The sequence below is a fragment of the Thermodesulfovibrionia bacterium genome, assembly GCA_030646035.1.
Classification (GTDB): domain Bacteria; phylum Nitrospirota; class Thermodesulfovibrionia; order UBA6902; family UBA6902; genus JACQZG01.
This window is the reverse complement of sequence record JAUSMY010000051.1, coordinates 24,368-37,884: the sequence shown is the minus strand read 5'-3', so window position 1 is coordinate 37,884 and position 13,517 is coordinate 24,368. Positions and strand designations below refer to the sequence as shown.

At 43.4% G+C, this 13,517-nt stretch carries 11 protein-coding genes and 1 tRNA gene; 5 read left to right on the top strand and 7 right to left on the bottom strand.

Features of this window, described 5'->3' with window-relative positions:
* Positions 1 to 103: 103 nt before the first annotated feature.
* A complete protein-coding gene (locus Q7U10_07950) occupies positions 104 to 3,184 on the bottom strand; it encodes a DEAD/DEAH box helicase family protein (GenBank protein MDO8282539.1) in 3,081 nt (1,026 codons plus the stop codon).
* A 392-nt stretch (positions 3,185 to 3,576) separates the two neighbouring features.
* Between Q7U10_07950 and Q7U10_07945 the strand changes: the two genes are divergently transcribed.
* The 3 genes from Q7U10_07945 (at position 3,577) to Q7U10_07935 (ending at position 5,642) form a co-directional block, all read left to right on the top strand.
* The gene (locus Q7U10_07945) at positions 3,577 to 4,071 is read left to right on the top strand and encodes a hypothetical protein (protein MDO8282538.1); all 495 of its coding nucleotides are present in this window, start codon (positions 3,577 to 3,579) and stop codon (positions 4,069 to 4,071) included.
* 178 nt (positions 4,072 to 4,249) lie between these two features.
* Positions 4,250 to 4,759, top strand: coding sequence for a hypothetical protein (locus Q7U10_07940; protein ID MDO8282537.1), 510 nt, complete (start codon positions 4,250 to 4,252; stop codon positions 4,757 to 4,759).
* Positions 4,760 to 5,351: 592 nt separating this feature from the next.
* Positions 5,352 to 5,642, top strand: coding sequence for a helix-turn-helix domain-containing protein (locus Q7U10_07935; GenBank protein MDO8282536.1), 291 nt, complete (start codon positions 5,352 to 5,354; stop codon positions 5,640 to 5,642).
* A gap of 128 nt (positions 5,643 to 5,770) precedes the next feature.
* On the opposite strand, the gene Q7U10_07930 is transcribed toward Q7U10_07935, so the two are convergent.
* Both Q7U10_07930 and Q7U10_07925 read right to left on the bottom strand, forming a co-directional pair.
* Positions 5,771 to 5,980 (bottom strand): hypothetical protein, encoded by a 210-nt coding sequence (locus tag Q7U10_07930; GenBank protein MDO8282535.1) that lies wholly within the window; start codon positions 5,978 to 5,980, stop codon positions 5,771 to 5,773.
* Positions 5,981 to 6,000: 20 nt separating this feature from the next.
* Complete coding sequence (locus Q7U10_07925) at positions 6,001 to 7,035, bottom strand: hypothetical protein (GenBank protein MDO8282534.1); 1,035 nt, start codon at positions 7,033 to 7,035, stop codon at positions 6,001 to 6,003.
* Between the two features lie 115 nt (positions 7,036 to 7,150).
* Between Q7U10_07925 and Q7U10_07920 the strand changes: the two genes are divergently transcribed.
* Together Q7U10_07920 and Q7U10_07915 are read left to right on the top strand one after the other, a co-directional pair.
* The gene (locus tag Q7U10_07920; GenBank protein ID MDO8282533.1) at positions 7,151 to 7,393 is read left to right on the top strand and encodes a helix-turn-helix transcriptional regulator; all 243 of its coding nucleotides are present in this window, start codon (positions 7,151 to 7,153) and stop codon (positions 7,391 to 7,393) included.
* Positions 7,394 to 7,396: 3 nt separating this feature from the next.
* Positions 7,397 to 8,554, top strand: coding sequence for a tyrosine-type recombinase/integrase (locus Q7U10_07915; GenBank protein ID MDO8282532.1), 1,158 nt, complete (start codon positions 7,397 to 7,399; stop codon positions 8,552 to 8,554).
* On the opposite strand, the gene Q7U10_07910 is transcribed toward Q7U10_07915, so the two are convergent.
* The 4 genes from Q7U10_07910 to Q7U10_07895 form a co-directional block, all read right to left on the bottom strand.
* Positions 8,533 to 8,609 (bottom strand) — tRNA-Met (locus Q7U10_07910). The genes Q7U10_07915 and Q7U10_07910 overlap by 22 nt on opposite strands.
* Positions 8,610 to 8,741: 132 nt before the next feature.
* Positions 8,742 to 9,500 (bottom strand): amino acid ABC transporter ATP-binding protein, encoded by a 759-nt coding sequence (locus tag Q7U10_07905; protein ID MDO8282531.1) that lies wholly within the window; start codon positions 9,498 to 9,500, stop codon positions 8,742 to 8,744.
* A 133-nt stretch (positions 9,501 to 9,633) separates the two neighbouring features.
* Positions 9,634 to 12,909 carry a molybdopterin-dependent oxidoreductase gene (locus tag Q7U10_07900; GenBank protein ID MDO8282530.1) on the bottom strand — a complete coding sequence of 1,092 codons (3,276 nt, stop codon included), beginning with the start codon at positions 12,907 to 12,909 and terminating at the stop codon, positions 9,634 to 9,636.
* 107 nt (positions 12,910 to 13,016) lie between these two features.
* Positions 13,017 to 13,349 (bottom strand): metalloregulator ArsR/SmtB family transcription factor, encoded by a 333-nt coding sequence (locus Q7U10_07895; protein MDO8282529.1) that lies wholly within the window; start codon positions 13,347 to 13,349, stop codon positions 13,017 to 13,019.
* Positions 13,350 to 13,517: the final 168 nt, after the last annotated feature.

The window sequence follows — 13,517 nt, the reverse complement described above, 5'->3', positions numbered from 1 at the left end:
AAGGCGTGTTCTCTATACATGTCATCTATAATATGTATGGAAATCTGCAACATCTTAGACAGTTCCTCGTCTATCTGTCTGCTGAAAGAGTGCGAAGGACTGTTCATACATCTGCCCCGGCTGGCGTGTTGGCGACCCCAGAGATCATTCGGTCAAACTCGCTTTCAACCTTTGCCTTGAAATCAGCCTCTATCTGATAGACCTCGGTAAACTCGGCAAAGGCCCAGCGGCCATAACTGCCGAGGTTGTTTACTCCCGGTACCCAATAAACTTCCATGGTAGCCTTCTTCTCTTTGGCATCCTCACGCCGATAACCCTTGATCTCGACGATAAGATGCAGCAGGTCGTCTTCACCGTGACCGTCATTCACCTGCACGATGAAGTCAGGGATATATCTGCGCGTCTCGGAGCCATAGCGGTATGGCACTTCCAGCCCGAGGTTGTGGTTCTTGACGTAACACTTTACCTTCGGATGTGCCTCCGCCACGCGGCAGAACTCGGCCTCCCAATCACTGTCAAGAATAATCCAGTTGATGTGACAGCGACGGGAGTCAGTCTCCCAGCGATCTATTTTTGATGTATTAAAATTTACATGGCGGGTGGAACCAACGGGGTTGTATGGATCGAGAACGGCCTTAATGGGGTTACTGCCAATATGCTCACGGTTAATCCCCGCCATGATACGCTCGCACGCCATGTCAGCAAGCATCTTGTATTTAAGCTGAGCCGGATATGTTTTCCCCGTGCAAATAAGGTAGTTATCAAGCCATTGCCGGGCAATGCGCTTTAACTGTCCGAATAAATGAAGCTGCGGTTCTCCGTTAGCATCGCGCCATCTTGTCAAAACAAGGTGTGAAGTTAATTCATAAACAACTTGTGAAGGCCTTATATCTCCGGTATGAATGAGGTTAAGATCAATTGATGCGCCAATGATCCCGGAGTTTCTGGTTTCCGTTGCACCAACCAGCTCAGGGGTCAACTCCATCACAGAGTCATCATTGAACTTTGCGCTCAGCCGTTCCTCAGGAAGCTCAACACGATATCCGGCAACACGGGGGAAGCGGATTTCCAGCGAATCACGATCAGGGCGAACAGCTTTGACCTGTATAGTTTCCCGAGGAGGCTGTGGCGGCCCTATCACCGGCTTTGCTGTGAAGTCGAAAGGAATACCGAGCACATCAGCATATTCGACATTGAACAATCCATCCTCATTAAGATCGTAGGACTGGCGGCGCAGAGCACGCCCAATGACCTGCTCGCATAGAAGCTGAGTGCCAAAGGCACGCACGCCGAGAACATGGGTTACGGTGTTGGCATCCCAACCTTCGGTGAGCATAGAGACAGAGACAACACAACGGATCGCTCCGCCTAACTGGCCGGGTTTGCCTACTGTGTTCATAACCTCGCGGAGAAGAGTCACGTCATCGAGTTGTTTGCCTTGTTGCATTTCATCAGCGAGCTTCCCTCCGCGTTCTACGATCTCACGGCGAAAGCGTTCAATCTCATCAGCAGCCATACTGCGGAAGCTATCGTCGAGCGCTTCGCCGGATTCAAGTTGCTCGCTGTCAATGAGCAGTGTGTTTGGACGAGCAAGCGGATTACCGTGTTCATCAGTATTGCGGAACAACGGCAGACGGCCAAATTCGAGCTGGCTTGTGCCGTCCTTGTTCTGCCGTTGAAATCCTGATATATAATCGTACACCAGCTTGGATGTAGAGGTGTTATTGCAGACAATAATGAAACATGGCGGCACCTTAATTCCACTCTGCTGCCAAAGGTTGTAGGTTTTTTCATAATGCCCATAGAGTGCTTCCAGTGCAGTCTGTAATTGTGGCGGCAGGTCAAGCGGGTTCAGTGTATCGGCCTTGCCCCGTCCCTTTTTCGGCATTTTAGTGCGGATGTGTTCCCATAGATTGCGAAACATCGGCATTTCATTGCCTGGAATATTATCTGCTATCGGCACGCGAGGCAGCTTAACGATTCCGCATTCAATGGCATCCATCAGAGAGAAGTCGCTCATCGTCCAGGGGAATAATGTCCCTTCGGCATAACCTGAGCCACTAAGGAAGAAAGGTGTTGCCGACAGGTCTATGACATGATTGATGCCGAGCTTACGTTTTACAATTTCAAGGCCGGTTATCCAGAGACGTGCAGCCTCATTGTTCTTCTCAGCTTCCTTCCTGTCGTCGCCTTTCAGTTCTTCATCCTCGTCATCATGGGTGGGCTTTTCACGGTAACAGTGATGCGCTTCATCGTTAAGTGCCATGATGCTCTTCATTCCCATCAGTTCCGGCATTACCCGTTGGAGCATCTGCCCTTCAGTTTCCAGAGTGTGCAAGTCTTCACCTCTTCCCTGGAGCAGAGAGCGCCCGCCTTTCGATAACTCCAAACGTTCACGCAGTTTGAAAGCATGGTAGTTAGTGATAACGATCTTTGAGCGATCAAGGTCGGCAAGCATATCGCCGGGCACAAGTTCGCGGCTCTGATAATAGCTGTCCGGATCATTCGGCTGGAGCACACGCAGCCGGTCGCGAATGGTCAATCCGGGAGTGACAACCAGAAATCCCCTCGTGAACTTCTTGCTATTGGGACGGCGGACAGCATTAATAGTCTGCCAGGCAATCAGCATGGCCATTACGGTGGTTTTTCCTGCGCCGGTTGCCAATTTCAGAGCCAGTCTCATAAGGTCAGGATTGGCATCGTTGTTGGCGTTGGCAAGATGGTCCAGGATACCTTTTCCCGCCTTATCATTTGGAGCCACCTCGGTCAACCAGATAGCAGTTTCAACAGCTTCAATCTGACAAAAGAATGGCCGGATTCCGCTGAACAAGTGATGACGCCAGTGCTGCAATAGACGTGCTGTTTCGGGTGTCACCTGCCAGTGGTTAGGATTGGGCAATGCACGCCATTGATCTATGTGTTGGCGCAGCTGATTAATGATCGACGTGGGGTCATATTGCTGGTCTTTTGTTGAAAGCCCTTTACCCTCGTCAAAAACCATCTGTTCTTGTTTTGCTTTGTCTTTGCGCTTTCTGGGTTTTGGTATCGGTGTAATGAACTCTGCCCGGCGACGAGTCTCGATGATTTCTTGCGTTGGTTGGCCGTCTACATCAAGTTCCCAGTGACGCTTGGGATATTCATACGGAGAGTTTAGGATTGGTTTCTCGAAAAATTTATTATTCATATGCATAGATTACGGTTTTTCCGTATAAATATTGAAATAACCAGGATCAGGGGCAAGCTTCAAAATTAATTCTTGGATTTCTCCTTAAAATCCAACGCATAATTTTAATCTAATAGCTGATAAACAGCAAGGAAAATATTACAGAAGCATGTTCGTTACAGGCAGTCAAAATATAGTCTCTAACATATCTACTGATTTATGGATTACAAATACTCTGTATGTGATAATTTGCTTGAACATATCAGTGTATCTAAGATTTGTTGTTTTTCTTTCACTTCGTTAATTGATAATGGTGCAATATAAATTTTACGAAGTTTTTCGCCTGCCTGTATCTATTAATAGGAAAATTTATGATTTGACAAAAGTAACATAATCATGATATTGTTACTATCATGGCAGCCGATTACAAAAAAGCTTTAAAATATTTTATTGATGATAAGGTAAGTATCTATAAAGAGCCTCAAAGGAAAAATACGCCCAAAGGAGATCCAATAGGATTTTCTCTTAATAAATACAAGGCATCTTTACATATGTTGAGAGGCATTTCTCAGAAAAAGATATCTGAAGAAATTGGTATTTCTTATGGACTATTAAGAAAGTGGAACACGGAGGAAGATTTTAAGAAGTTATTGATTGAACATTTCAATGAGTTCAATAGATACTACGTTCTCTGGAAGCAGAGGCAGAGTAGGCACCCATCTATACTGAAAATAAGAAGGGATATAGAAAATAATATGGATGTATTATTTTCAAGAGAATGGAATATGCGAAAAAGATTAAATGATAATTTTATATCCCTTGCAATAGAACTTCTTCAAAAGCAAACACTAACTGATGAAGATAAAAAACTGGCAATAAGATATTTATATGAGGCGATAGCAAAATAATTTTGCTCACATAAGTAACAATTTAGAGTTATTGTGACTCATTACAAATCGGATGAAATGCTATAAAACTTGCTAAATATAACGCCGGTGTAATAGTCGATACATCAAGATTTGCATTTTCAATAAACACCTTGAAAGGTCAGATATTTTCAACGAGACGGAACAAAGGAGAATTTCAGTGGGTTGGACAAAATCGAGTAATAAATTACCACCTTTTGTTCCTTTGGCCTGGGATATGCTGAACAGCAAAGCATATAGAGACGTAGCCTATGCGGCATCTAAAGCTTTGCCTTACTTCATTGGAAAGTACAAGGGAATTTATCATGACCCTCAACGATACCTTTTAGAATTTACCTTTTCGTATTCCGAAGGCGAGAGATACGGCTTTTCTGCTTCAACCTTCAGCAAAGTTATCCAGGAGCTTGTCAGAAAAGGCTTTATTGATCCCGTAGATAAGGGAGGCCTTCGCTCTGATGGAAAAAGCTATAACCTTTTTAAGCTTTCACGGCGATGGGAGAAATACGGCAATAAAGATTTTGAACAAACAGAATGGAGGTGCTTTAACCCAAGACAGAAGGTAAAAGCTACTTCAAAAAATGAAACGCATAGCTTCAAAAAAGGAAATAATAAGGCCTCTGATAGTAAAGTTATTTCACAAATTGAAGCTGTAGAGAGTGTTTCACGATGAAAACCATTTCACTTTTTGAAGAGTATTCTATATATCGCCACCCCCTGTATGATTTTGTAACAAGTCTTTTTAAAGCACACGAAGGTATCCGCTCATGAAACCGCGCACACCTTTAAAGCAAATAAGACTTCGCTGCTTGGACTGTCAAGGATTTGAGCCGGGACAGGTCAAAGAATGTGACGATGCGGCATGTCCTCTGCATAATCTGCGCTTCGGTAGAGGCAGCCGATCAACACTCAAGAAGATTCGGACTTTCTGCCTCGTATGTTGTCTCGGCCAAAAGCATGAAGTAAAGATGTGTTCAGCCGTCAGTTGTCCTTTATGGGAACTACGGTTAGGTAGACGGCAAAAAAAATGTGCTTTATTGCCTGAAATCGTGGCGAGAGAAGGGGTTCCAGCAACAAAACAGGTGATATCAATATGATTGGCTTAATGGCGGAAAATATCCAAAAAAAATTTAAACTTCGGTTTCCTAAGTTTTAAGGTTCGCGGGCGCGGGCGGGTTGATTACATCCCCCATCCACATCATACAGACGGCGGCATGATACGGTGGCGTACCCCGGTGGGGTCAGGGGCAAGGTTGAGATAACATATGAAGACTGAACTTGAACAAGAGGACTTAGCGGCAATAGCATCGGCACTGTTTGAGATGTTAAAACCATTTTTGCATACACCGCAACAACAGGAAGATGAAATATTGTCTGTTGAAGAAGTCTCCAAACTCATCGGCAAAAAGAAAGATCAAATCTATCAGTGGGTAAATAATTCCAAGCATGGCCTGGGAGTATTCCCCTATATGAAGGCCGGCCGATCCTTGCGGTTTTCTAAGAATGCTGTCATGCAGTGGATGAAAAACAATGGAAAACCGTTAGAAATCGGTTAGAAGACCTGTGTAACATATTGATTTACTTGTGTTATTTTAGCGACCTTAAGGTTTAATACCCGAAGGTCATTAGGTAAGTTTTACTGTTCTTTGATAACTGTGTTTTTGAGGTGGGAAGAGTTTCGCCTCTATGATTTAAGTCCGACCTGAGAATTGCCAGCTGGGAAAGATAAACTTGTATTGATAGAGGTGCTTACTGTGCTAATAATTTTAAAAAAATCACTTTCAGTAATAATTTTATCATTCACAGCACCCTTATCTACGATAGTCTTAATCTTGTTAACAGAATCAATTAACTCTTGAGACCATCCTAACTTTTTCATTGAGTCATTATTCATGAACATCTCCTATTTTTATCTTACACATTTGTAGCATGTCTTACAAGGACATAGTCCTGAGATACTATGAGTTTGCAAGCTGCGCCCCGATCAAAAGTCCAGTAAAGCAAAGCCCATAATCTTCTAACAGCTCTTTCCAAACCTGGAACTGATTCAATCTCATCAATGCGTAAACGTAATGTGTTCTGTGCAATATCTCTTGTTATTCCATGTGCATGAGATTTCCAATAAGCATTTGAACAAAATAATTCGGCTACTTCTTTGGCTCTATTATGTTTGTCTTCTGGGGTAACCTCTGCACCGGTTGAAGAATGGGTAGCCCATGTCTTAAATTTATATTTCTCTAAATATTCCGTAGCAAGTTTTGTAGAGTATTCAGATTGAGTTATTGCATCACCTAATTGTCTTGCATCAATATTATCAACTAAGCGAATCAAATCCCAAGGAGGAGAAACCCCTTCTTTTAAGTGTTTTTCACCTTCTTCTCTTATAAAGTTCAGAAGTATCAATAATGATTGTGCAGGGATAAATCTTCCATCTGGAATTCTTACTTGTGGATCAATAGGACCAATATATGCCCTTTCATCCATCCAAATCTTATCCCCAGATAAAACCCACAACGTTCCCGCGCTCATAGACATATATGGCAATATAAATTCAACATTATCAAATCTTGGCCTTAACGTATTTACAAATTGAGAAACCTGTTGTCCCGAACCGCCTGCCGTTACGACCATAATATCAATATCAGATATGCCTGGGGCAACTTTGTTTACCATCTCATTGAATGGTAGATCATCGCTACTAAGAATAGAAGTATCAGGCACAGGACGAACAACATTAGCAACATAACAAAGAAGAGGCTTCCCTCTTATATCTTCAATATCTTTAATCGCTCGTTGTATTTCTGGAACAAGGTTGTTATTTTCTGGCACTAAAGATATTATGCTTTCATATTCATTACCGTCATTCATTGCATCCAATAATGATTTGACTCTCCTTGGAATTAAAATATTATTGTTCTTCTGCTTAGGTGGCTTAGCTTTTTTTACCATAGTTGCAATAACCCCAATAATGATTTATTGAGGTAATTTACAATGTTACCTCAATCTTGTCAATCTTTAAATAATAATAAATAGCATTATATTGCTAACTGTGTTAACATATAATATGGCTATGAAAGATTGGAAACCAAAAGAAATTAAGCTAATAAGAGAGGATTATCATCTATCTCAAGCAACACTTGGAGCCCTCTTGGGGGTATCCAGAAATCACATATATTATTTGGAAAGGGGGGAGCGAATACCAAGCAAAACCCTGCAACTTCTACTGGACTATGTAGAAAAGGATTTACGTAAGGGAGGTGAACCTAAGAGAAGTAAGCAGCTAAAGAGAATGAAAAAGGAGGTGTGAAAATTGAGAGGAAGCATTCACAAGAAAGGTAAGATTTTTTATGCCGTAATCCCCATCCGCGGCAAGCGTAAATGGTTCAGAGGTGGCGACACAAAGAAGGACGCCCAGCGAGAGCTGAATGACAGGCTGCGAGAAGTTGACGCTGGCACCTACAAAGAGATCCCAAAGACAACATTCAGCGAGTTCGCCGATCTGTGGCTGAAAAACTATGTTGAGCCCAAAGCAAAGCCATCAACACAGAGGGGCTACAGGGACATCATCACCCGGCTCCTGAAACCACTTTACGGACCTGTTTGTCTAACAGAGATTACGACAGTGAGCCTACAGTCCTTCGTTGCAAACAGACTCAAATCAGTAAAGGCTAAAACCGTATGTAATGAGATTGTCGTCCTCAAGCTGATGTTTAAACATGCCTACCGTTGGGGATACCTAAGGCATAATCCAGCCGAATATGTAGAAAGGCCGAGAGTTGTAAAAAAGGAGATTGATATCTTGAGTCCTGACGAGGTCAATATACTGCTCTCACACGCTACTAATCACTACAGGATAGCGTTTCTGACAGGTTTCCTTACCGGAATGAGGGCTGGAGAACTTTGGGGCCTTAAATGGGACGATATCGACTGGAACTCAAAACAGATTTATGTGCGGCGATCATTATGGAATAAACAGTTCCAAACCACCAAGACAAAAACATCTACGCGCAAGATAGACATGACAGACGGGCTTATCCGTGAATTAAAAAAATGGAAACTGGCCAGTCCTGTCTCTGAGCATGATGTAGTCTTCCCAAGTGCAGCAGGCGGTCTCACTCAACACGACAATGTTGTCAGCAGACATTTCAATCAGGCTTTAAGGAAGGCGGGCTTAAGACAAGTATCATTCCACAGTCTCAGACACAGCAACGCAAGCATTAGAATACGCTCAGGCCAGAACATCAAATACATTCAGTCACAGATGGGCCATGCCGGGATCCAGATAACAATGGATACCTACGGACACCTGTTCCATGACGAAAATTTCAACAGGCAACAGGCTGAGTTATTAGAGAAATCTTGTGATCCCGTTAGAAATCCGTTAGAAAAACCCGCTTTTTCAACAAAAAAAGGACTCACGGAAAACCGTAAGTCCTTGAATTTGTTTGGTAGCGGGGGCCGGATTTGAACCGACGGCCTTCGGGTTATGAGCCCGACGAGCTACCAGACTGCTCCACCCCGCGACATACTTAAATTACGTTAATGCCTCTGAAAAGTCAAATATACTGTTAAACACAACATACGAACTTACCTGGTTTTGCATATGAAAATCGCAGCAGAATGATGTGAAATACTTGAACTATGATAAAGGCAGGCTATTCTTTTTCCTCATTGTAACAAAAGACCGGCATGTGCAGGACATTGCTCATAAAGGTCTTTGTCCTTTCATGCTGCGGATCAACAAAGATATTAGGCGGTACGCCTATCTCTACTATCTCGCCATTGTCCATGAAGACAACCCTGTTGGCAACCTGCTGCGCAAATGCCATCTCATGGCTTACAACAACCATGGTCATGCCCTCTTCAGCAAGCGAGACCATGACGTCCAGAACCTCGTTTATCAGCTCCGGGTCAAGCGCGGAAGTCGGTTCATCAAAGAGCATTATCTTGGGTTCCATCGCCAGGCTCCTTGCAATGGCAACTCTCTGCTGCTCCCCGCCTGAAAGCTGCACCGGATAACTGTCGCGTTTATGGGCCAGTCCCACCTTTTCAAGGAGCTGCATGCCCCTCTCCTCAGCTTCTTTATTACTGATCTTCCTGACCTTTGTAGGCGCCAGCATAATATTTTTTATTACGGTCATGTGAGGATAAAGATTGAAGCTCTGAAATACCATGCCAACCTCAGCCCTTAAGGCAGTAATATTTGTGGCAGGGTCAGACATATGAAAACCATCAACAACTATATCGCCCTTACTTATAGGCTCAAGCTTATTAATGGTTCTGAGAAGGGTGCTCTTTCCGGCACCGCTGGGCCCGCATATAACAACAACCTCGCCTCTTGATATCTCAAGATTGACATTCTTTATAACATGGTGGTCTTTGAACCACTTGTTTACATTAATGAATTTGATCAATCCTCAGGCCTCCGGATTATTAATAATAAATAATTTGCGAGGGGTAGCAAGTATTAAGTATTTCAAAGAAAAAGCTGTTTTGTCAAGGAGAAGCGCATAATCATAAGACATTGCAAGACACTTAACTAAAATATTAAAGTTGTTCTTTTATCACCTTTACCATAATATCGCCAAACCCAGGCATCCCGGTGTAAGGGCTTATATTGTTCGGGTCTGTAAGATCATTTATATTAGGCGTGTAATCAGAAACATTGGTGAAAAAGCCTATGCCGGAGGCCTTCTGCCCTCCCGGGCCAAAGGCGGTCTTGATGACACCCGGCATGATCTCATCGGTTAAAAAGACCTTGCCTTTAACCCTTTTGCCGAGAGGGTTTTCAAGGCTCACAATATCCCCGGCCCTTAAATTCAGGCCTTTCCCGTCAGATGTGTTAATAGCAAGAACAGGAATTGATACTGTGCCTTTCTTAAAAGATAGATCTTTATCATTGGGTAAACCATAAAGAACTGAAGAGCTGCCGATATCAGGCATATGATATTGCAGTTTATCATTCAGAGGCTGCATGCACTCTGTCTCTGTCTCTGCAAGATATGGGCAGATAGCTGTCATGGTCATTGCATGATGCACCCTGCCGCTAATCAACTGGAATGGATATTCTTTGCTTATCTCTTTGCATGACAAACTCTTCGGATTCCATTGAGGCTCTGACCAATAAAAGGTTGTCGGCAGATCGGTTCCAAAACGCCTGTTGATATTTTCTGTGTACCCAAATTTAAACTCAAAGCGTTTTGACGGCGTTGCCGGATATATCCCTGAAGGAGAGCCGTCAGCCCTTTTATACCTGTAATAAGATGAGGGCCATACCGCAACCCCGTTATTATTCCTGAGCCATTCAACAGTAAGAAGCGCCCCATCCTTTATTACCTTACTGCCCCAAACAGCCATTGGGTTATCGGGTGTTCCCAATATCTGACACCCCTCGGGCAGGTCAGGATATGGGAGCGGGTCGCCTATATTGTAAAAACCCGGCGCCTCGCTGAGTATCTCATTTATGAAGCTTTCCTCGTTTTTATAATGACTGCCAAAGTCTTCAGCCCGGATATCCGGGTCATTGTTATTTATAAGCGCCTCGGATAACGCGATCATCATCTCAAAATCTGTTTTGGAATTATGAAGCGGTTTGATAACCTGATCCCTTAATGCAATCTCAGGGCTCATGGTAAAGACATTGCTCACACCCATCCTCTCAAGATAACCTGCCTCCGGAAGGACGATATCGGCGAACTTGCCTGTAACATTTATGTGAGTATCAATATAGGCTATCAGCCCAAGCCTGTATTCCCCGTCTTCGCCTTTTGAAGTTAAAGCGTCTATCCAGTCCGGAGTGCTGCCTGCGCTGATCACAGGATTCCCCGCTCTTGTTACAAATGCCTTAACAGGATACTCATGTCCCTTAAAAGGGCCGTGCTTAAGCCTGACGCCTTCTCTGATATTTTTAGGCAGGTCGGTCACAACTCCCTTACAGGCAGCAGGATAATCTCCGTACAGATCTTTTTTTAATTCTGAAAGCATGCCTGTGACATCTTTGCCGTTAATATTCCTGACCGCTTCTTTATTTAAAAATGCCTTACCCGTAGTCTTATTTCCTCTCTTTACCTTCTGTGAATCTATGAAGACAACCCCTCCCGGAACATCCATGTTCCCTGTTATAAGGCACAGGGCTGACATAACTATGGAAGTCACATCGCCGTTTGTATGATGGGCGGTTCCGTGCATGCCTATCTCAATAGCAGCGGGTTTTGTAATACCTAAAAGGTGAGCAACCTGCTCTATTTTCCCCTTTGTTATGCCTGTCTTTTCTTCTGTCCATTCCAAAGTAAAAAACTTATGGCCATTTGAAGGGTCGACAATTTCAGACTGAAGGAGAAATGCGTACCTGAAATCATTCCATCCTATCGTATATTTTTCAATGAACTCATGATCCATGTACCTTCTTTCCTTATCTGAAGGGTCGTCCTGTTTGATTATGAAGTAAAGCATGCCTGCAAGCAGTGCGGCGTCTGCGCCCGGAAGGATAGGGAGCCAGATATCAGCCTTTGAAGCAGAGCTGGTATGGGCAGGATCAATAACAATATATTTACAGCCGTTCCCCTCTTTGGCCCCGGGAATGCCGTTTGACATATAGTTGAATCTTGTAGCGACAAACGGGTTGGAGCCGATACTCAGCATAAGCTTTGTATCATATTCATACTTCAGACAGGTTTTATTATCATCACCTCGAATCAGAAACGGCCTTTGAAGATCAGGCAGGGGCCTCTCATCGCCAAGCATGATGCCCTGTCCCCATTTACGGTTGGGGTCACATACGCTTCCGTGGTCGAACGTGTTCGGAGTGCCGAATGCGTGAAACAACCGGTAAAATGCTTCACGGTCGGTCACATCGCCGACATCCAGAAAGACAGATTCAGGCCCATGCTCCCGTTTAAAGCTGATCAGTTTTTTCGCTATAATGCTGCATGCCTCATCCCAGGAGATCTCTTTCCATTTATCCTCACCTCTCTCTCCTGTTCTCATTAGAGGGGTCTTTATCCTGTGAGGAGAGTATGTAAGCTGCAGGCCGGAAGCCCCTTTTGCGCAGAGCGTCCCGTTATTTATGAGTGAATGAGGATTACCATAGATCTTCTTTGCAACCCCGTCCTGCACTTCTACAGAGATGCCGCATTCTGAAGGGCACATGACATCAGCGGTGTTTATAAGATTTAAAGATGTCCTTGGTTGACGAGCCTCCTGCTTTGATCCCGCATTGGAAGAGATGCTTTTTTCGTCTAATTCATAAGGCATTAAAGGAGTAAAGCCTGTCTCGCCTTTATACAGGTAAAAGACCGAAGGCCCTGTCTTTTCCTCAGCTTTTATAACAAAGAGGCTTTTTTCTTTAAGAACCTTTGATATCTCGCTTCTGCCGTCTTTCAGGTCGCCGAATAATATGGCCTTGCCCATGCAGCTTTTAACGCAGACAGGGATCTCTCCGGCTTCCAGCCTTTCATAACAGAAATCGCATTTCTGAGGCTCGCCTGAATTCGTATCGATCGCATTATATGGACATTTCTCATAACATTGCTGACAGTTAACGCAGAGCTCTTTATTAAATACCACAACCCCGTCACTATTTTTTGTGAGCGCCTTTTCCGAACACACATTTATACAGGGAGGGTTACTACAATGGTTGCATAGCCGGGGGATAAAGATTTTTTTCAGATCAGGGAAGTTACCGGTTTTATACGTCTCAACCCTGCAGCGGAATGCTCCGAAAGGCACTTTATGTTCCAGTTTGCAGGCAACCTGGCATGCATAGCACCCGATACATTTGTTCAGGTTAATCAACATGCCGTATCTTCTTCTCAGTCTTGCCATAGACCTAATTTAACTTAACGCCCTTCAAAAGACAAATTGCTCTTCAGAAAATATATACGCAGCGGAAAGAGATATATTTATAGCAGTTAATAAGAGGGGATAATTAATTACTTCTTCAAACCTGTAAATAAGAATTTACAGCAGCCGAGGTCAAGGACCTGCTTATCTTCAGACAAACGGCTCATAAGCCTGTCCGTGATCCCGTATATTCGCTGTGTGCCTTCTTTTCGTTTTTTCACCAGGCCGCATGATTCAAGGATTTTTAAATGCTTGGAAACATTATAGACCTTGATATCGAGAGACGTTGCTATGTCCTGGACAGACGCTTCGCCGTTTAAGAGCACATGGATGATCTGAAGCCTTGTTTCATCTGCAAGCGTCTTCAGAATAACTGTCCACTTTATCGAGGATTTTAAATAAGAATCATCAGCCGTTTCCATTTTTTAACTATAATGGTCTTTAAAAACAAAATCAAGCATAATTGCACAAATAAACACATATGACCGGTCTTTAATAATTATTCTTGATATTAAATTGATTAGAAAAAATCCGCTGTGTTATAATTGCGACAATTATTTCTTTCTAATATTTTACTATCATCTATAAAT

What these genes read in the sequence shown, in the direction of transcription:
- Q7U10_07950 (MDO8282539.1), bottom strand. Translation starts at nt 3,184, where the DNA reads ATGAATAATAAATTTTTCGAGAAACCAATCCTAAACTCTCCGTATGAA.
- Q7U10_07945 (MDO8282538.1), top strand. Translation starts at nt 3,577, where the DNA reads ATGGCAGCCGATTACAAAAAAGCTTTAAAATATTTTATTGATGATAAG.
- Q7U10_07935 (MDO8282536.1), top strand. Translation starts at nt 5,352, where the DNA reads ATGAAGACTGAACTTGAACAAGAGGACTTAGCGGCAATAGCATCGGCA.
- Q7U10_07930 (MDO8282535.1), bottom strand. Translation starts at nt 5,980, where the DNA reads ATGAATAATGACTCAATGAAAAAGTTAGGATGGTCTCAAGAGTTAATT.
- Q7U10_07925 (MDO8282534.1), bottom strand. Translation starts at nt 7,035, where the DNA reads ATGGTAAAAAAAGCTAAGCCACCTAAGCAGAAGAACAATAATATTTTA.
- Q7U10_07920 (MDO8282533.1), top strand. Translation starts at nt 7,151, where the DNA reads ATGGCTATGAAAGATTGGAAACCAAAAGAAATTAAGCTAATAAGAGAG.
- Q7U10_07900 (MDO8282530.1), bottom strand. Translation starts at nt 12,909, where the DNA reads ATGGCAAGACTGAGAAGAAGATACGGCATGTTGATTAACCTGAACAAA.
- Q7U10_07895 (MDO8282529.1), bottom strand. Translation starts at nt 13,349, where the DNA reads ATGGAAACGGCTGATGATTCTTATTTAAAATCCTCGATAAAGTGGACA.